This window comes from Kribbella kalugense, from assembly GCF_004365875.1.
Classification (GTDB): domain Bacteria; phylum Actinomycetota; class Actinomycetes; order Propionibacteriales; family Kribbellaceae; genus Kribbella; species Kribbella kalugense.
This window is the reverse complement of sequence record NZ_SODF01000002.1, coordinates 1,390,681-1,408,492: the sequence shown is the minus strand read 5'-3', so window position 1 is coordinate 1,408,492 and position 17,812 is coordinate 1,390,681. Positions and strand designations below refer to the sequence as shown.

At 67.8% G+C, this 17,812-nt stretch carries 21 protein-coding genes; 10 read left to right on the top strand and 11 right to left on the bottom strand.

Going from position 1 to position 17,812, the window contains the following annotated elements:
• Positions 1-83 precede the first annotated feature (83 nt).
• Positions 84-263 (top strand): hypothetical protein, encoded by a 180-nt coding sequence (locus tag EV650_RS24555; RefSeq protein ID WP_134121364.1) that lies wholly within the window; start codon positions 84-86, stop codon positions 261-263.
• A gap of 181 nt (positions 264-444) precedes the next feature.
• A complete protein-coding gene (locus EV650_RS24550) occupies positions 445-1,044 on the top strand; it encodes a gamma carbonic anhydrase family protein (RefSeq protein WP_134121363.1) in 600 nt (199 codons plus the stop codon).
• Positions 1,045-1,104: 60 nt separating this feature from the next.
• Here EV650_RS24550 and EV650_RS24545 read toward each other — a convergent pair whose 3' ends face one another.
• From EV650_RS24545 to EV650_RS24525, 5 genes are all read right to left on the bottom strand, one after another.
• The gene (locus EV650_RS24545; RefSeq protein ID WP_166678255.1) at positions 1,105-1,788 is read right to left on the bottom strand and encodes a sucrase ferredoxin; all 684 of its coding nucleotides are present in this window, start codon (positions 1,786-1,788) and stop codon (positions 1,105-1,107) included.
• A gap of 480 nt (positions 1,789-2,268) precedes the next feature.
• Positions 2,269-3,567 carry a cupin domain-containing protein gene (locus tag EV650_RS24540; protein ID WP_238174429.1) on the bottom strand — a complete coding sequence of 433 codons (1,299 nt, stop codon included), beginning with the start codon at positions 3,565-3,567 and terminating at the stop codon, positions 2,269-2,271.
• Positions 3,564-4,256 (bottom strand): hypothetical protein, encoded by a 693-nt coding sequence (locus EV650_RS24535; RefSeq protein WP_134121361.1) that lies wholly within the window; start codon positions 4,254-4,256, stop codon positions 3,564-3,566. The genes EV650_RS24540 and EV650_RS24535 overlap by 4 nt, the downstream gene beginning before the upstream one ends.
• Before the next feature lie 141 nt (positions 4,257-4,397).
• Positions 4,398-5,429 (bottom strand): Rv2231c family histidinol phosphate aminotransferase CobC, encoded by a 1,032-nt coding sequence (gene cobC, locus EV650_RS24530; RefSeq protein ID WP_134121360.1) that lies wholly within the window; start codon positions 5,427-5,429, stop codon positions 4,398-4,400.
• A 43-nt stretch (positions 5,430-5,472) separates the two neighbouring features.
• On the bottom strand, positions 5,473-6,255 hold the full coding sequence (locus tag EV650_RS24525; RefSeq protein ID WP_134121359.1) for a carbon-nitrogen hydrolase family protein: 783 nt from the start codon (positions 6,253-6,255) through the stop codon (positions 5,473-5,475).
• Between the two features lie 195 nt (positions 6,256-6,450).
• Here EV650_RS24525 and mobA point away from each other — a divergent pair, with 195 nt between their 5' ends.
• The 3 genes from mobA (at position 6,451) to EV650_RS24510 (ending at position 8,924) form a co-directional block, all read left to right on the top strand.
• Positions 6,451-6,990: a molybdenum cofactor guanylyltransferase gene (gene mobA / locus EV650_RS24520; protein WP_134121358.1), complete on the top strand. Its 540-nt coding sequence runs from the start codon at positions 6,451-6,453 to the stop codon at positions 6,988-6,990.
• Positions 6,991-7,066: 76 nt separating this feature from the next.
• Entirely contained in the window at positions 7,067-7,930 is an 864-nt protein-coding gene (locus tag EV650_RS24515) for a phosphotransferase family protein (RefSeq protein WP_134121357.1), read from the top strand.
• A gap of 16 nt (positions 7,931-7,946) precedes the next feature.
• Positions 7,947-8,924 carry an NAD(P)H-quinone oxidoreductase gene (locus EV650_RS24510; protein ID WP_134121356.1) on the top strand — a complete coding sequence of 326 codons (978 nt, stop codon included), beginning with the start codon at positions 7,947-7,949 and terminating at the stop codon, positions 8,922-8,924.
• Here EV650_RS24510 and EV650_RS24505 read toward each other — a convergent pair.
• The gene (locus EV650_RS24505; protein WP_134121355.1) at positions 8,898-9,326 is read right to left on the bottom strand and encodes a VOC family protein; all 429 of its coding nucleotides are present in this window, start codon (positions 9,324-9,326) and stop codon (positions 8,898-8,900) included. The genes EV650_RS24510 and EV650_RS24505 overlap by 27 nt on opposite strands.
• A 72-nt stretch (positions 9,327-9,398) precedes the next feature.
• Between EV650_RS24505 and EV650_RS24500 the strand changes: the two genes are divergently transcribed.
• Complete coding sequence (locus tag EV650_RS24500) at positions 9,399-9,968, top strand: TetR/AcrR family transcriptional regulator (protein ID WP_134121354.1); 570 nt, start codon at positions 9,399-9,401, stop codon at positions 9,966-9,968.
• On the opposite strand, the gene EV650_RS40445 is transcribed toward EV650_RS24500, so the two are convergent.
• Positions 9,955-10,101, bottom strand: a complete 147-nt coding sequence (locus tag EV650_RS40445) for a hypothetical protein (RefSeq protein ID WP_166678254.1) — start codon at positions 10,099-10,101, stop codon at positions 9,955-9,957. The genes EV650_RS24500 and EV650_RS40445 overlap by 14 nt on opposite strands.
• 25 nt (positions 10,102-10,126) lie before the next feature.
• On the opposite strand from EV650_RS40445, the gene EV650_RS24495 reads away from it, so the two are divergent.
• Together EV650_RS24495 and EV650_RS24490 are read left to right on the top strand one after the other, a co-directional pair.
• The gene (locus EV650_RS24495; RefSeq protein ID WP_134121353.1) at positions 10,127-10,657 is read left to right on the top strand and encodes a CGNR zinc finger domain-containing protein; all 531 of its coding nucleotides are present in this window, start codon (positions 10,127-10,129) and stop codon (positions 10,655-10,657) included.
• 20 nt (positions 10,658-10,677) lie between these two features.
• The gene (locus tag EV650_RS24490) at positions 10,678-11,283 is read left to right on the top strand and encodes a bacterial proteasome activator family protein (protein WP_134121352.1); all 606 of its coding nucleotides are present in this window, start codon (positions 10,678-10,680) and stop codon (positions 11,281-11,283) included.
• Between the two features lie 4 nt (positions 11,284-11,287).
• Here EV650_RS24490 and EV650_RS24485 read toward each other — a convergent pair whose 3' ends face one another.
• Positions 11,288-12,097 carry an HAD family hydrolase gene (locus EV650_RS24485; RefSeq protein WP_238174428.1) on the bottom strand — a complete coding sequence of 270 codons (810 nt, stop codon included), beginning with the start codon at positions 12,095-12,097 and terminating at the stop codon, positions 11,288-11,290.
• 577 nt (positions 12,098-12,674) lie between these two features.
• Here EV650_RS24485 and EV650_RS24480 point away from each other — a divergent pair.
• Positions 12,675-13,229: a WhiB family transcriptional regulator gene (locus EV650_RS24480; RefSeq protein WP_238174427.1), complete on the top strand. Its 555-nt coding sequence runs from the start codon at positions 12,675-12,677 to the stop codon at positions 13,227-13,229.
• A gap of 159 nt (positions 13,230-13,388) precedes the next feature.
• Here EV650_RS24480 and EV650_RS24475 read toward each other — a convergent pair whose 3' ends face one another.
• Both EV650_RS24475 and serS read right to left on the bottom strand, forming a co-directional pair.
• Complete coding sequence (locus EV650_RS24475; protein ID WP_134121349.1) at positions 13,389-14,183, bottom strand: HAD family hydrolase; 795 nt, start codon at positions 14,181-14,183, stop codon at positions 13,389-13,391.
• Complete coding sequence (gene serS, locus EV650_RS24470) at positions 14,180-15,454, bottom strand: serine--tRNA ligase (RefSeq protein WP_134121348.1); 1,275 nt, start codon at positions 15,452-15,454, stop codon at positions 14,180-14,182. The genes EV650_RS24475 and serS overlap by 4 nt, the downstream gene beginning before the upstream one ends.
• Before the next feature lie 94 nt (positions 15,455-15,548).
• On the opposite strand from serS, the gene EV650_RS24465 reads away from it, so the two are divergent.
• Entirely contained in the window at positions 15,549-17,141 is a 1,593-nt protein-coding gene (locus tag EV650_RS24465; protein WP_134121347.1) for a bifunctional phosphatase PAP2/diacylglycerol kinase family protein, read from the top strand.
• A 160-nt stretch (positions 17,142-17,301) separates the two neighbouring features.
• On the opposite strand, the gene EV650_RS24460 is transcribed toward EV650_RS24465, so the two are convergent.
• The gene (locus EV650_RS24460; RefSeq protein ID WP_134121346.1) at positions 17,302-17,781 is read right to left on the bottom strand and encodes a DUF4446 family protein; all 480 of its coding nucleotides are present in this window, start codon (positions 17,779-17,781) and stop codon (positions 17,302-17,304) included.
• Between the last annotated feature and the right edge of the window lie 31 nt (positions 17,782-17,812).

Here is a 17,812-nt window from a genome sequence, read left to right as displayed (position 1 = left end):
CTGGAACACCTTGCGGCGCAGCGCGGCCCCAGGACTTGCGGTCGCGTACTTGGCTGCTAACGCCTCGGCCGCGTCGACCGCGGGTGTCGGCCAGAGCGGCGAACCTCGCGACCGGCGAGCGCGAGCTTGAGTTCCTGGATCTCTGCACGCTGACGTCGCTCGATCAGGCCGCCGTGGCTCAGCGCCGAGCGGATCTGACCGCTCCGATCTGGCATTGCCTGACTTGTCAGGATGCGTTGCAATCCTTCGAACATCTGTTCTAATGTTGCCTCAGTTCGCGGTTCTCCACCCGGATTGTCCGATGGACCGAGCCTCCCACCTCGACGTGGAACGGCCCGGAGGACACCGCCGCCCGGGGTTGTGAGGACCCGGGCTGTGGAGAGTCCGCAGACCAGACTGGGTACAGCTGAGAGAGGTGATCACGCGACGAAAGGACAGCGACAGATGCTGCTCGAACACCGCGGCCGGCGACCGGTCGTGCCCGAATCCGCTTACGTCGCTCCATCGGCCGTGCTCTGCGGCGCCGTCGTCCTTGGCGAAGGCAGCAGAGTCCTGCACGGTGCGGTGCTGACCGCGGAGAACGGCGAGGTCCGGCTCGGCGAGAACAGTGTGGTGATGGAGAACGCCTTGGTGCGCGGCCGGGCCGACCATCCCGCCCTGATCGGCGACGCGGTCCTGGTAGGTCCCCATGCACACGTGAACGGCGCCACGGTCGAGGACGAGGTCTTCATCGCCACGGGCGCCGCGTTGTTCCCTGGTTCCGTCGCCGGCGCAGGCGCGGAGCTCCGGATCAACAGCGTGCTGCACGTGAATTCGCGCCTGGAAGCAGGCACGATCCTCCCGATCGGATGGATCGCCGCCGGCGACCCGGCCCAGCTCTTCTCCCCGGACCGGCACGAGGAGCTGTGGCAGGTCCAACGCGAACTGGACTTCCCCGGCACGGTGTACGGCGTTCCCCGCGACACACCCCTACGCGAAATCATGGCCCGCCAATCAGCCTTCTTCGGCGCCCACTTCACCGATCGCCCGATAGACCCAGCCTGACGGACCGAGTGGCGCCGGGCGGATTCGTCGTACCGGCGGGGATCGAGTGGTGCTGCCGGATCAGGTGGTGGTCAGGGTGTGGAGTTCGAAGCGGCGGATCTGGGTGGGGGAGGAGCCTGCGCAGGTCAGCCGGGCGTTGACGGTGTCGAGGTGTGCTGACACCTCGACGGAGATCGGGCCGGTGGTGGATGCGAGGAGGATTCGCCAACGGTGGTTGGAGAGTTCCTGGACAGACCGTGGAAGGAGATTGTCGACGGCAGGCGAGTGACCAGCGGCTCGGGCGAAGTGCTGCGCCGCTTGGACAGGCGGGATGAACGCACCTGATCCACGGAGGAGATCGGGTACGACGACACCTTCGTCGTACTGCGTCGCGAGCTCGACAGCGCGGGTCGGTGGGACGTGCCCGTAGAAGAGCCCGTGCGGTAGGACGACAACGTTCGCTGCGAATCGGTCGCCGCCGATGTGACTGCATTCCCAGGTCCGCTCCGGGTATGCAAAGGCGAGCGCCGCAGCAACCGGCCGACCTCGGACGGCGCAGCACGCGTCGTGACGCCCGTGCGTACAGACGAGATAGACGGGCTCGTTGCTGACCGTCCCAGGATCCTTGCCGGCGAGCACGTCCAACAGATGCTCGTCCGTCGGCAACGGCCCCCACCGAACCTCTTCACGCCCCGGCCGACAGTCGACCAGCCCCCACTGCCGACTCCGCGCCCGATCCACCCGCCCATACCGCCGAACCAGCACAGGCCGAATCCCCAACTCCCGACACAGCCAACCAACAACATCCCCCAACTCCCCACCACCCCCTCCCCGCGGCGCCCCACCACCCGCTCCGGGGGTACTACGGCCGAGGGTCGTGAGCGCCTCCTCGCCTCCTGGTACGGAGGAGCTGTGGTGGAGGGCTGTGAGGGCCTGCCGGGGCCACGGGGTGTGGGACTCGATCAGCAGCCAGCGCTCGGCAGGTGGGGCGGTGGCGATCAGGGAGTCACCGCGGAGGTCGGCCTGAGCTGCACAGCCGGTCTCCGGTCGGTATCCACCATCCCCGCGGTCCACAGCACCTCACAATACGGTTGCCGCCTTCAACTACCCGCACCCTCGCACCACGCGGTCGGCGCCTGCTTCACCCTGCCGGACGGACCGGTGGGATGAGGCTGGGGAGGATTCTGGGCCGTTCTGGGTAGAAGATCCTCCCCACGTCTGCATGCCGCCGGCGGTTGGGTGGGGTTATTGGGTGGTTGCTACTACTACTGCTTCGGTTAGTAGGCGGCGGACCAGGACTAGCTGGTCGGCGTCGTCCAGGCCGGGGAGGTTGCCTACCTTGCAGTCGGCGCCTGAGGCGAGTTCGGTGACTGCTGTCCCGGTGATCGCTGGGAACGTGATGGTGCGGTCCGGCAGTTGGAGTACGACTGGGTCGCCGGGGACGACTCGGCAGCGGAGGCCGGGGCGGAGGCGGACTGAGGTGCCTACGGAGACGGACGCGATCGAGGCGGCGTGGGCCAGGGGTGGGAGTGGGGCCGGGCGGTTGCCGGACCAGGTACGGCGGCGGAGGCGAGCGGCCAGCGCGTCCGGGGTCGCGGATTGGATCTCCTGGGTGAGGAGCTGGACTACCTGCGGCAGGATCTCGGCGAGTTGTTCTGGGTCGCCGGGGTCGAAGCCAAGAGGCAGTGCGGTACGCAGCGACTCCTGGTGGGCGGCTAGCCCGGCCAGCTCCTGTACGAGTAGGTAGCGCGTCAGAGTGTGCAGTCCAACCGTCAGGTGCGCGCTGACTCCGCCCAAAGCCTTGGCAGAGTGCAGGAACCCGCGTGGCACGTACAGCGCGTCACCGGGCCGCAGTACCTCGTCGATCACTGGCGCCTTGTCTCGTGCCGCCGCTGCAACAGCCTTTGCGTGGTCCGTCCACGGCTGGTCTCGCAGTGGATCGACATGTACCGGCTCGTGCACAGTCCAGTGCTTCTCGCCGGCTACCTGCAGCACGAAGACGTCGTGTACGTCGTAGTGCGCGGAGAAGCCTTGTGACTCGGCCGGGGTGATGTACGCGTTGATCTGTACCGGATGACCCGCGTCGGCGGACAGTTGGGTGGAGAAGTCCACGAGTGCTGGCCAGGTCCGGTGGAGCGCCTGCAGTACGACGGTGTGGCCGCTGGCGAACAGGGCAGCGATCTTGTCGTCCCGTACCTGGTCCGCGATCTCCGCGCCAACGCCGGCCGGTCCGGTGAACTGACTGTCGCCTACGACCGAGCCGTTCCTGGCGACTCGTAGGAAAGGCGTTCGCAGGCCGCGGCGGGACAGGAGTTCGTCCACGGCTTCCAGGCTGAACAGGTCGTCGTACGGCGCGGGCAGGTCCGGGCCGTGGGACAGCAACGCTCGCGAACCCCAGTAGGAGCTGGCGAACTCGTTCAGGTCACCTGCCACACAGCGCCGGAGTGCCGGGCACTCGTCCCGCACCAAGTCGCCACCGGTTGGCTGGTGGGAGGTTGGCTCGTGTTTGGGCGGGAGCTGCCCGGACTCCGGCACGGTGGTCACCAGCTTCCGGAGTTCCCGCCGGCATCGCCGCCCGCGCCGCCACCAGCGCCACCATCTGCGCCACCGTCGGCACCGCCATCGGAGCCACCGGAGCTCGCACCGCCGTCAGCTCCGCCGTCGGAGCCACCCGGGTTCGCGCCACCGTCCGCAGTACCTTCACCACCCGAGCCGCCGTCCGAGGAGGACCCGCCGGACGAGTCGCCGCCCGAGCCTCCGCCGTACCCGCCGGCGCCGCCATCGGCACCGCCGTCCGATCCACCCTCGTTTGCGCCACCGTCCGCAGTGCCTTCGCCGTAGCCACCAGAACCACCGGAGTCACCGCCATCGGAGCCGCCCTGCGAGTCGCCACCGTCCGACTGGCCGTAGCCGCCCGCGCCACCACCAGCACCGCCATCTGCGCCACCGTCGGCACCGCCATCGGAGCCACCGGAACTCGCGCCGCCATCCGCTCCACCATCAGAGCCACCCGGGTTCGCGCCGCCATCCGCAGTACCCTCGCCGCCCGAGGACCCGTCGTCGCCGTACCCGCCGGATGTATTGCCGCTCGAGGAGCCGCCGCCCGAACCCTCGTACCCGCCGCCGGCGCCGCCGTCGGCACCACCATCGGTGGCTCCCGAGCTCGCGCCCCCGTCGGCCAGGCCTTCGCCACCCTCGGATGAGGTGTTCATGTCGTCGTCGTTGAGACCCATTGTGCTGCTCCCTTCGCGAATGGCCAGAAAGATGCCCACGACATCAGAAATGGGCACCATGGCCATCTTGTGCGCAAAGTGGACCCCGGCTAAACCCCTCGAGCGTTACAGCGCCAACTCGATTCCCCGGCCGGAACAGAATCAGAGGCGAAGCAGGTCGGCCAGCACCTTGACGAATCCGTCGGTGACGTCTTCCGGACGTACTGCGATCCGCATCCAGTCCGGTCCCAGTCCCGGGAACGTGTCCCCGCGGCGAACCGCAAACCCCTGTGTACGTAGGGATTCCCGCACCCTGGCAGCTCCCGCAACATGCACGAGAACAAACGGCGCACGGGCGACGCCGTACGTCGAAAGTCCATTCACCGTACCGAGTTTGTCAATCAAGTGGACACGCTGCTGCTCGATGTCCAGCGCGGCTTGTGCCGTTTCCGCCACGGCACGCTCGTTGCTGCAGGCAATTGCTGCTGCGAGAGCAGGAGTGGACACCGGCCAGTGCGGTTGTACGGCGGCCAATTGTTCGATCAAACTCGCGCCGGCGAGAACATATCCGACCCGCAACCCGGCAAGTCCCCAGGTTTTGGTCAGGCTGCGCACGACGACGAGTCCCGGGATGGACGCGCCGGCGAGCGACTCGGGTTCGCCCGGTACGGCGTCCATGAACGCCTCGTCGACGACCAGGATCCGGTCCGGCCGGGCGAGTTCGCGCAGGTCGTCGGCCCGGTGCAGCACCGAGGTCGGGTTGGTGGGGTTGCCGATGACAACGAGGTCGGCGTCGGCGGGTACGGCGGATGGGTCCAGCACAAACCCGTCTTCCGGCCGCAGGATCACCCGGTCGACCAGGTGACCGGCCGACCGCAGCGCTGCTTCGGGTTCGGTGAATTGTGGATGAACTACGACCGGATGCCGTGGCCGGAACGCCCGCGCGATCAGCACGAACGCCTCCGCGGCCCCAGCCGCCAGCAGCACCCGGTCCGGCGCGACACGGTGCCGTTGAGCGACCGCGGCGACCGCCGCTTCCTGCCGCGGGTACGCCGCGAGGTCGGTCAGGCTCGACGTGATCGCATCGATCAGCCAGGCAGGCGGCGTGCCGGTACGCACGTTGACGGCGAGGTCGACCAGCCCCTCACCGACCTCGAGATCACCGTGATGCTCCAGATCAAACCCATCGACCACGCCAAGGAGGTTAACGTGTCAGGGATGATTTCGGGCCAATTGGTCAGCGTGGTGAGACGGTGTAGCGGCGGTTCTGGAGAGATGGGTTGCGTTTGCGTACGTCGGCCAGCCGCTCGGCCGTGATCTCCGCGACCGCATGTCCGTCCGACTCGCCCACCGACGCCAGGGCGATGCCCTGTGGGTCCACGATCTGACTGAGTCCGCAGTACTTCTTGCCGTTCTGGGCGGCCGCTGCGACGTAGCAGGTGTTCTCGACCGCGCGGGCCGTGAGCAGAGTGGTCCAGTGGTGCTCTTTCAGCGGCCCGCGGACCCAGGCGGCCGGTACGACGAGTACGTCCGCGCCGGCGTCGATCAGTGCACGGGAGAGCTCGGGGAAGCGCAGGTCATAGCAGGTCATCAGACCGAGCGACCGGTCGCCGACCTGCACCACCACAGGCGCCACGTCCCCCGGGGTCAGCTGGTCGGACTCCTTGTAGCCAAAGGCGTCGTACAGGTGGATCTTGCGGTACGCACCGAGCAGGGCGCCGTCCGCGCCGACGGCGAGCAGCGTGTTGTACGGGCGATGCTGGTCACAGCTGCGTTCGAACATGCCGGCCACGACCGCCACGCCGTGCTCGACCGCAGCCTTCCGCAGTGTCGAGACGAACTCGCCGTCCAACGGCTCGGCGGCCTCCGCCACTGAGTCACCGAAGTCGGCCATCATCGCCTCCGGCAAGACGACGAGGTCCGGCCGGCCCTGCGCGGCGTCCGCAACCAGGCGAGTGACCAGGTCGCGGTTGGCAGCCTTGTCGTAGCTGCTGGCGGTCTGCACCACGGCGATCCTCATCTCTCCATGGTGCCGCACAAGGCGCAGCTTGAACCTCACGCGACGTCAGGACCTACGGTCGGCGTACGACGCGGCCGACGTACGGCGGCTGCACCGGATCGTGGCGTTGCGCGGGTTCGGGCCCTGGCGCCGGAAGAACGCGACCGCATGCAGCAAGCCAGGGAGGCGATGCTCCCCAAGGACTAATCTGCGTGCGTGGAGTTTGACGCGGTGGTCTTGGCTGGGGGCGGATCCACTCGGTTCGGTGGAGTCGACAAGGCGATGCTGGTGCTCGACGGGGCGACGTTGCTGGATCGAGTACTGGCCGCGACGGCCGGTGCAGCCACGACGATCGTGGTCGGGCCGACCAGGACGACGTACCGCGAAGTCGACTGGACCGTGGAGGATCCGCCCTCCGGTGGGCCGGTGGCCGGGCTGGCGGCCGGCCTCCAACGCGGCAAGGCGCCGGTGGTTGTGGTGGTGAGCTGCGATCTGCCCTGGCTGACGAAGGACGACGTCACGTTGCTCACAGAAGGGCTCGGCGAGTACGACGGGCATGGGCTGCGGGACACGTCCGGACGAGAGCAGCAGCTCGCGACGGCGTACCGGCGTACCGCTCTGGCCGAGGCGATCCGCCGCGTCGGCGATCCACGGGACAAGTCGGTACGGCGTACGCTCGCCGGCCTCGACCTCACCTGGACCCAACCGACCCGGGCCGGCGATGACGTCGACACCTGGGCCGACCTGGACGACTGAAAAGGCCTGGACGACTAACAGGCCTCGACGACTAACAGGCTGAAAATGCCTGGACACGACTCGTAGCGTCGAGCCCATGGACATCGCCCAAGTCGTGACCGACGCCTGCCCCGGGACCGAGGTCGTCGAAGTTGTCGAGCGCACCGGCGGCCAGCTCAGCACTGTCTACGAAGTACGGACGAACGCGGACCCGCTGATCGTGAAGGTCTACGCACCGGAGTGGGTCTGGAAGCAGTCCAAGGAAGTCCACGTCTACGGCCTGCTGCAGCAGGAGCTCGAAGGGTCGATCCCGCGAGTCGTGCACACCGGCGACTCATTCACGATCCTTACCAAGCTCGACGGCGTACCGCTGTCCGAGCTCGACCCGCCCGACTGGCGGGCGATGTACACGCAGCTCGGCGAGTTGCTCGCCCGCATTCACCGCATCGACCAACCGGAGTACGGCTATCTGACCGACCAGATCCTCGATCCGCTGCCGGACAACTCGCAGTACATGCAGCGGCAGTTCGCCAAGAAGCTGGGCGAGTTCGAGCAGCTCGGCGGTGATGCGACACTGCACGCGAAGATCAGCGCTCATGTCGATGAACGAAAGCAGCTGTTCGCCGACAACAAGGCCGCCGTCCTTTGCCACAACGATTTCCACGAAGGCAACGTGCTCGTCGATCCGAACACCTGGCGCGTCAGCGGATTCATCGACGTCGAGAACGCGATCGCCGCCGACCCGTTCATCGACATCGCCAAGACGATCCAGTACTCCGCCCACGACAACGCCGAGAAGCTCGCCGGTCTCACCGATGGGTACGGCGTCCTGCCGACAGACCGGGTCGATCTCTACCGGCTCTACCACTCGCTCGAACTGTGGGACTGGTTCCAGTCGATAGGCGAGACCACTTACCTCGACAGCATCGCTCAGGACATGGCGAACCTGGTCGAGCGCTGAGGGTAGGTTGGGCAACATGCGAGCTGTCGTGTGTAACGGTGCCGGCGGAATCGAGGTCCTCGGGATCGGCGAGATCCCGGACCCGCAACCGGCCGTCGACGAGGTTGTCATCGACGTCGTCGCCGCGGGGGTGAACCGGGCCGACCTGATGCAACGGCAAGGCTTCTACCCGCCGCCGCCCGGAGCCCCTGGCACGATCGGTCTCGAGGTGTCCGGCCGGATCTCCGCGGTCGGTGCCGAGGTCGAGGGCTGGTCGGTCGGCGACGAGTGCTGCGCGCTGCTGGCCGGCGGCGGGTACGCCGAGAAGGTCGTCGTACCCGCGCCGCAGGTGATGCCCATCCCCGACGGCCTCGACCTGGTCAGCGCCGCGGCGTTGCCCGAGGTGGTCGCGACCGTCTGGTCGAACGTGTTCATGACGGCGCATCTGAAGGCCGGCGAGACCCTGCTGGTGCACGGCGGCTCATCCGGGATCGGCACGATGGCGATCCAGCTCGGCGTCGCGCACGGTGCGCGGTTGCTGACCACGGTCGGCAGCAAGGAGAAGATGGAGTTCTGCACCCGGCTCGGTGCGGACGTCGCCATCAACTACAAGGAAGCCGAGTGGGCCTCGGTCGTCCAAGAGGCGACCAAGGGCGCCGGCGCCGACGTGATCCTCGACATCATGGGCGCGAAGTACCTGACCGACAACGTGAAGTCGCTCGCGTACGACGGGCGGCTCGTGACGATCGGGATGCAAGGTGGCGCGAAGGGCGAACTCGACCTCGGCCGGCTGATGAGCCGTCGCGGTTCGGTGATCGCGACCGGGCTGCGGTTCCGGTCGGTCCAGGACAAGGGCCGGATCCTGGCCGAGGTCGTCGGCCACGTCTGGCCGCTGATCGAGGCGAAGAAGGTCCGCCCGATCGTGCACTCGACCTTCCCGCTCGCCGAGGTCGCCAAGGCCCACGAGACGCTCGAGCAATCCACCCAGCTAGGCAAGGTCCTCCTGACTCTCTAGGTTCGCCGCTACCCACTCCGGGTCGGGCTCGACCAGTTGGATGACGTCGATCCAGGTGCCGGCTGGGTCGCGGACGAAGAAGTGGCGCTGCCCGAAGACCTCCGTCACCGGCTCGCTCTCGAGCTGTACGCCGCCCTCCTCCAGCGTGGCGGCGACCTTGTCCACGTCGTCGACGATGAACCCGAAGACGTTCGTGCTCTCGGTCAGCGCGGACACGGCTGCCGGGACGGTCGGATGGCCGCGCTCGCAGATCGCCAGCTCCCAGTCCGCCGTACCCCGGCGGAGCGTGACGAACCAGCCGAGGTCGATCCCGACCTGCAGGTCGAGGTACTGCGTGTAGAAGGTGGCGACCTCCGCCGGTCGGTCGGTGACCACGGTCGCGCCGAATGCCGCGGGTTGCATAGATTCTCCTGACCACTACAGCTGTCGTTGTTGTGTACGACAGTTGTAGTGGAACCCTGCTAGCCTGTCAACATGCCCCGGAATCCGGAACGCCGTACCCAACTGGCCGACGCCGGCCTCGCCGTACTCGCGGAATCCGGCGCCCGCGGCCTCACCCACCGGGCCGTCGACGCGGCAGCCGGACTCCCGGCCGGGACCGCGTCCAACTACTTCAAGACCCGCGACGCACTCCTCGGCGCCCTCGGCGAGCGGATCTTCGAGCGACTCGCCCCCGACCCGGCCACCCTCGAGCCGCTCGCCGAGCGCAAGCCGGATCTCGAGCTGATGACCGACTACGTCCACTACATCGTCGAGCGGCTGCTCGGCCGGCCCGAACTCTCGCTCGCCCTGCTCGAGCTCCGCCTCGAAGCGGCCCGCCGTCCCGGCCTGCACGAGATCCTGTCGCGCACCCTTCGGCAGGGATTCGACGCCGATGTCGCCTTCAACTCCAACGCCGGCCTGCCCGGCGGAGCCGAGGAGATCCGCCTCCTGCACTTCGCCATCGACGGCCTCGTCCTCGACCAACTGACCCCCGGCACCGGACACCCGTACGACGTCGACGCGACAACAGCCCGCCTGGTCCGTCGGCTCACCCAGGAATGATCAGCTCTACCTCGGGGTACGGCGATGTGCTCGTGATGCGCCATTGGCCGCAAGCACACCGCTGGTACACGACCAGCCCCTCGCTGACCTGGTGGGCGGAGACCGCGGTCCAGCGGTGACGGTGATCTGTCATGGATCCATCGTGATGTAATGGCATTATGCATCTCAACCCTTACGGCGCGGACGCTGTTCTGCTGGCCGTCAACCTCGTCAACCGGCCGGCGACCACGCCGGAGGAACTGATCGAGTGGTGCGAGCAGAGCGCGGTCGAGAGCCCTCTCGTGCGCGAGCGCCGGGTGACCGCGGCCGACGTGGATGCGGTCCACATCGCGCTCGAGGAGTGGCTGAGGGTTGTGGACGCCGAAGACGAGCAGACCCGCGTCGATCTGGTCAACGCGATGCTGGCGAAGTACACCGAGCATCCGCGGCTCACCAACCACGCCGGCGACGGATGGCACGTGCACTACCGGCCGGACCACGTTCCGGTCGGCCGGCTGGTCGCGACGCTGATCAGCACCGGTACTGCGCTGCACCTGGCCGGCCGTGGCATCACGCGACTCGGACGCTGCGCCACCGAAGGCTGCGGCAAGGTGTACGCCGACCTGTCCCGCACCGGCCGCCAGCGCTACTGCAGCCCCGCCTGCGCCAACCGAGATGCGGTCCGACGGCACCGCGCCCGCACTTCATGAGGCGCGCCTAGGATGGGGAGATGAGCGAGAGCAGCGAGGGCCAGGGAGTTCCGATGGCCGGGGCGAGGACCGAGGACGGCAAGGTGCTGATCGTCGGGCCCGACGGCATGGCTGTCGAGGGGCCGCCGCGCTCCGATCACGACGAACACGCGGACGAACCGCGGTCGGTGACCGAGCTGGTCGAGCAGCCGGCCAAGGTGATGCGGGTCGCCAACATGATCCGGCAGCTGCTCGAAGAGGTGAAGTCGGCTCCGCTCGACGAGGCCTCCCGGGCCCGGCTGCGCTCGATCCACGAGGCGTCGGTCAAGGAGTTGGAGAGCGGTCTGGCGCCGGAGCTGGTCGAAGAGCTGGAGCGGCTCAGCCTCGACTTCACCGACGACAGCACCCCGTCCGACGCCGAACTGCGGATCGCGCAGGCGCAGCTGGTCGGTTGGCTGGAAGGCTTGTTCCACGGCATCCAGACGGCCCTTTTCGCACAGCAGATGGCCGCGCGCCAGCAGCTGGAGCAGATGCGTCGCGCACTACCCGGCGGCCAGCAGCTGCCCGGCGAAGAACACCCCGGCTTCCCGGGCGCCCCGCAGGCCAGCACGACCGACGGCCCGGGCAGCGCCGGGATGTATCTGTAACGCCTTATTTCAAAGGCTGGAACAACTCCTCGAGGACGGCGGCGACGCCGTCCTCGTCGTTTGCCGGGGCAATTTTGTCCACCACGGCTAGTACTTCGGGATGCGCGTTCGCCACGCCGTACGACGTACCGGCCCAGGCGAGCATCGGCAGATCGTTGATCGAATCACCGAAGGCGATCGTCTCAGCAGCCGAGATTCCTTGCTCTGCGGCGAAATCGGCCAGCATCGCGGCCTTCGAGACCCCGGTCGCCGAAATCTCCACCAATCCATGACCTCCGCTGTGGCTGGCCGTGACTCGTTGGCCGACCAACGGTGTGACGCGAGCCAGCAGCTCGTCCGAGTGCAGACTCGGATGCCGGACGAGCAGCTTTGCGGCCGGCTCCGAAAGTAGCTCCTCGACCGCCGCGATCAACGTGTTGTCAGGTTTAGGCCAGCGATTGAGGTAGACCGGTTCCTGTCCGTAGCGGTCCGGTCGCTCGATCGCGAACTGCACGTCCGGGATCGCCTTGCGAATCGCCTGCGCGACGTCCAGCGCGACCGCGGGATCGATCAACCGGGTCCGAATCGCCTTACGGTGCAGGACGTCGTACAAAATAGCGCCGTTGGCAACTATCGCGACGCCGTGCTCACCGACCAGGTCGGACAGGTCGTGCAGCCAGCGAGGTGGCCGGGCGGTAACCATCACGAAAACACTGCCGGCGCGCTGCGCGGCGTGCACCGCTGTCAAGGTGCGGGCGGACACGGTTCCATCACTGTGTACTAGTGTTCCGTCCAGATCGGTGGCTATCAGGCGGGGGTACTGCGAAGCCGTCACGAGGTCACCGTATCGTCGTCCGAGCCGGTATCGCATTACTCCTTCGAGTAGCCCGGGCGCAAGCCGTTGGACAGCGGATTCAGCCGTTTTTGACTTATCTGATTGAGCTTTTGACAACGTCATCAGACCGTTACGGCAGGATGCTGCAAAGGCAGCAAGTTCCCCTGCGCCACGCGGTTGGCGCGTGATTTCATGCGTTGGTCTGGTGGGGAACCGGCGGCTGTTCGGCCGCGTCCTAAGCGTGTTCTGGATCAGCGCGACTGAAGCCGCCCACCTCCGGAAGCACATACACAAACGTCGAAGAACTGTTGTGGAATTGGCTGCAACCAAAACCTCGGCAGTGGCGTCAACAGTTATGGATCGGTGCGTCCCGCGCCCGGGACGACACGGTGGGCCGGCAACAAAGCGCGGGTCCATCAGCTAGCGGATCTGTGCGGACGAACGGCATACATCGTTCGTTCATTCGGGTCTTGATACTTGGGGAGCCTTGATGACCGTCAACAGCGCCAATCTAGCGGGGCCGGGGGGCAGCAGCTCCCGAGCGGCTGTCGACACAGCTTCCATCAGGCAGGGGGCAATGACCGGCTGCATCGCCCGTACCGACATTTTTCAGCACCGCCTGATGGAAGAGCCGCCGCCCGCGTCCGCAACCCGTCGTACACGGGAGCGGTACGAACAGCTTGTCCGTGAGGCCAAGGCGCTGTGCGCCTCGTGCCCGGTGTTCACCGAATGCCTGTACAGCGCCGTCGCCGAGCACGACGTGAGCGGCTTCGTCGCCGGAACCACTGCGGTACAACGGCGTTCGATCCGCAACCTGCTCGACGTCGAGGTGCAGGCCGACGACTTCGACCAGCTTGCCGGTGCGCGCGGGACCCGCCGTCCGGTGAGCCACGAAGAGGTGCTCCGGCTGCGGACGCAGTACCCGAACGACAGCCTGGAGTCGCTGGCCATGCGGCTGGGATGCTCGCTGTCGACGGTCAAGCGGCACCTGCGCCGTGCGCGCCGCGGTCAGAGCCCGGCGGCCAAGACGCCGCGGCCGCGTCCCGAGGTCAGCGCCGTGCTGGACGCGTTCGACACCGTGGTCGACCAGCAGTGCCAGCCCCGCCGGACCGGCAGCAGCCGGGTCGCCTGATCCGATACTCGGCCCGCCAGCGGACTATCGGTCACTGACAGCGAAGGCCCGGAAGCCCTGTGAAAGCAGGGGTTCCGGGCCTTTCGGTTGCCTACGGCAAAGTTGCCCTGTCAACCCTTTCGACGTCAACCCTTTCGGCGCTGCCCGAAAGGCGTTGCGTCAGAACCAGCGGTTGAGTATGGTCGCGGCACCGTCGTCCTGGACGGACTTGGTGACCTCGTCGGCGGCGGCCTTGACCTCGTCGGGCGCTGCGCCCATCGCGATGCCGAGGCCTGCGTAGGTCAGCATCTCGATATCGTTGCGTCCGTCACCTATTGCCAGCAGGCCGGAAGGATCGAGGTCGTACTGTGCGAGCGCGACCTTCAGCCCGGTTGACTTGTCCACGCCCTCGGGCGCAATGTCGAGCCAGGCGGTCCATCCGACGAAGTAGCTGACGCCGTGCAGGCCGAGCCGTTCCGCCAGGTGGACAAAGTCGCTCTCGGACTGGTCCGGGTCGCGGATGATCAACCGGGTCACAGGTTGCGGCGCGAGCTCGTCGTCGCCGACCACGCGGATCCTGGCGTCCCGGCCGAGGTCGCCGTCCGGGAACGGTGCGGTGACCAGGTAGGTGCCGTCGGACTCCTCGACCGCCATCCGCGCGTTCGGCGCGTACTTGCGCACCGAGGCGATCACCGTCGTCGGGTCGAACGTCCGCTCGTCGACGACCTCACCGTCCGGGAACCGCATCGTCCGTGCACCGTTGCTACAGACAACGAACCCGCCGGCCGGCAGGCCGAGCCGCTCGGCCACCGGCTTCGTGGTCGACCAGGCCCGGCCGGTCGCCAGGATCACCGGCACCTGCGCGGCAGTACGGCGGACCGCGTCGACGACCGCGGGCGACAGGCCCTCGTCGTGGTCGATCAACGTCCCATCGATGTCCAGGGCAACGGCCGTCGGCCGCGGTCGGTCCGTCATTTGTTGACCGGTTCGAGGACCTCGCGACCGCCGACGTACGGCTGGAGGGCGGTTGGCACTCGGACCGAGCCGTCTTTGAGCTGGTGGGTCTCCAGGATGGCGACGATCCAGCGGGTGGTGGCCAGTGTGCCGTTCAGCGTCGCGACCGGCTGCGTCTTGCCGTCGGCGTCGCGGTGCCGGATGTTCAGCCGGCGGGCCTGGAAGTCCGTGCAGTTCGACGTCGAGGTCAGCTCGCGGTACCGGCCCTGCGTCGGCACCCACGCCTCGCAGTCGAACTTCCGGTACGCCGAGACGCCGAGGTCACCGGTCGCGGTGTCGATCACCCGGTAGCTCAGCTCCATCTTGTCGAGCATCTCCTTCTCCCAGGCCAGCAGCCGCAGGTGCTCGGCGGCAGCGTCCTCGAGCCTGCAGTAGGAGAACATCTCGACCTTGTCGAACTGGTGGACGCGGATGATCCCGCGGGTGTCCTTCCCGTGCGACCCGGCTTCCTTGCGGTAGCAGGACGACCAGCCGGCGTACCGGATCGGGCCCGCGGTCAGGTCGAGGATCTCGTCCATGTGGTAGCCGGCCAGGGCGACCTCCGACGTACCGGTGAGGTACAGCTCGGGGTCCTCGAGCCGGTAGACGTCGTCGTGCGCGTTCAGGTACCCGGTGCCGTCCATCACCTCCGGCTTGACCAGCGTCGGCGTGATCATCGGGGTGAACCCGTTCTCGACCGCCTGCTGGACGGCCAGCTGCAGCATGCCGAGCTGGAGCAGCATCCCGGCGCCCTTGAGGAAGTAGAACCGCGAGCCGCTGATCTTCGCGCCGCGTTCCATGTCGATCGCGCCGAGCAGTTCGCCCAGCTCGAGGTGGTCGCGGGGCTCGAAGCCCTCGGCGGCGAAGTCGCGCGGCTTGCCGACCTCCTCCACCACGACGAAGTCGTCCTCGCCGCCGACCGGGGCCTCGTCGGAGACCAGGTTCGGCAGGCTGGCGGCCAGCTCGTCGTACCGGCGGCCGGCGTCGTTCGCGGCGGCCTCGTTGGTCTTCACCTCGGCGGCCAGCGCCTTGGTCCGCTCCAGCAGCGCGGTCCGCTCGTCGCCCTTGGCCTGAGCGACCGCCTTGCCGAGCGTCTTCTGCTCGGCCCGGAGCGCCTCGAAGGCGGAGATGGACGATCGACGCTCACTGTCGGCGACCAGGATCTGGTCGACCAGGTCTGTACTCTCGCCGCGCTTGGTCAGGGCCGCGCGGACGGCATCAGGGTTCTCACGGAGCAGTTTCGCGTCAATCACACCCTGAGGGTATCGGGGCGTGTCAGAAGCGGCGAAGTGTATTCGGGATGATGGGGTGGCGTCACGTGACCACAGAGGGGGATCCGAGCGGGCAATGAACCACCACCCACCCAGTCCGGTCGGCCGTGCGCTCACGGTCGTCCTGGGTGCTCTGCCCTTCATCGTGATCACTTTGCTGGTGTTCGAGCACTGGCCTCCGCTGGCGCGCTGGGACCAGTCGGTGGCGGCCCGAGCGGCGGCGTACGGCGCTATTCGCCCGAACGTGGTCGACTTCTGGCAGGTCATCGGGGCGGTGGTGCTGCCGTGGACCTCGCGGGCCGTGATCGTGGTCGTCGCCGCCTACCTCTGGCGCCGCCGGGCTCGGCTGCTGACGATGTGGCTGCTGGTGAGCGCCGGCGCGGAGCTCGGCCTGGTCGAGGCGGTCCAGTACATCTTCACGAGACCACATCCGGCCCAGGCTCTGGTCGATGCGGACGGCTGGTCGTACGTGTCCGGCCATGCGACGGCCGCCTTCGTGATGGCAGGCGCGCTCGGCGTGGTGCTGCCGTCTGTGCGCGGCTGGCGGCGGCGGTTCCGGCTGCTGGTGCTGCTGCCGGTGATCGCGGTGGTCTGGATCGCGTCCGCCGACCGGATCGCGCTGAACGTCCACTACGTGTCCGACGTGCTCGGCGGCTGGGCGCTCGGGCTGGCGATCCTGACCGCGACGTCGATCGGGTTCGGCCTCCGGCCAGGGCTGCGCCGGCGACGTCGTCGTACCCCGTCCGAGAGCGACGGTACGACGGCCCCGCCGCGGGCTGCCGTGATCGTGAACCCGATCAAGGTCGGCGACGGACTGGCGTTCCGGCGGAAGGTGACGCGGGCGCTCGAGGTCCGTGGGTACGACGAACCGCTGTGGCTGGAGACCCGGGAGGACGACGCCGGGAACGCGATGGCCAAGCAGGCGATCGAGAACGAGTCGGACCTGGTGCTGGTCGCCGGCGGGGACGGGACGGTCCGCGTGGTGTGCTCGGCGCTGGCTCACACCGGGATCCCGGTCGGGGTGATCCCGGCCGGCACGGGCAACCTGCTGGCTCGCAACCTGCACATCCCGCTCGACCTGGACGACGCATTGGAGCGGATCCTCGAGGGTCGCGATCGACGGATCGACCTGGTCCGCGTACACGGCGACGGGCTGGACACCGACCGGTTCGCGGTGATGGCCGGGCTCGGGCTGGACGCGGCGATCATCTCGGACGCCCCGCCGCACCTGAAGAAGCAGATCGGCTGGACGGCGTACCTGGTGGGCGCGGCGAAGAACATCAACCATCCGTCGGTCCGAGTCCAGCTCACGATCGACGAGGCCGAGCCGATCGACCGCCGGGTCCGAACGGTCGTGGTCGGGAACGTCGGGATGCTGCAGGCGAACATCCCGCTGCTGCCGGACGCGCGGCCGGACGATGGCTTGCTGGACGTGGTGGTCATCGCACCACGCCGGGTGACCCAGTGGCCGATCGTCCTCTGGCGCCTGATGACGAGGACAAACCGCGCCGACATGTACCTAGAACGCTTCACCGGCCGCAAAGTCGAAATCCACGCCGCCGTAGCCGTCCAACGCCAACTAGACGGCGACCCCATCGGCCCCGGCCAATACCTGTCCTGCGAAATCGAGCCCGGCGCCCTAACAGCCCGAGTCCCCAAACGCCGCTAACCAGCCTCCGTGCCCGGCGGCCTTCACCCGGCGGACATCACCCCCAGCCGGATCCCCACGCCATCACAACGGCCCTCGCAGCCGGGAGCCCCCGCGGGAGCCACCCCGACGGCCCGCATTGCGATGGCCTGCAGATCCCCACCCCAACCCGCGGGGGTGTTTACGGCTGTTCGGATTCCTTGCGGAGGGTTTCCAGCGCCTCTTCCTCTTCTGGGGAGAGTTTGGACTCGCTGGTGAAGGTTTTGATTTCTTTGGCGTAGGTGCGGGCGTCGGCGCGGCTGTTGATCGAGGTGAGGATGACGCCGTCGCCGTGGTTGTCCAGGATCGCCATCGACCACGACAGCTTGCCGCCGGTATCGCCGAAAGCGTCGTACCGGACGACCGCCAGGTGCTGAAGGGTCTCCTTCAGTTCGCCGCGAGTGGCGGCGAGGTCCTTGTTCAGTTTGCGCAGTTCGGACTTCACCGTGCCGGGTTTGGGTTCCGGCTGCTCGAGCTGCGGCTCCGGTTCGGGGGCCGCGGCTGGGGTGAGTTTGTCCGACGTGACGGTCCGGGCCCGGAGGGCCTGGATCGCGAACACCAGGGCGAGCACCGCCACGAACAGGGCGGCGACCCCGAAGGCACCGGCTAACGTCGAAGACACGCACGAGAGCCTAAAGCATCCGGTGTTATGC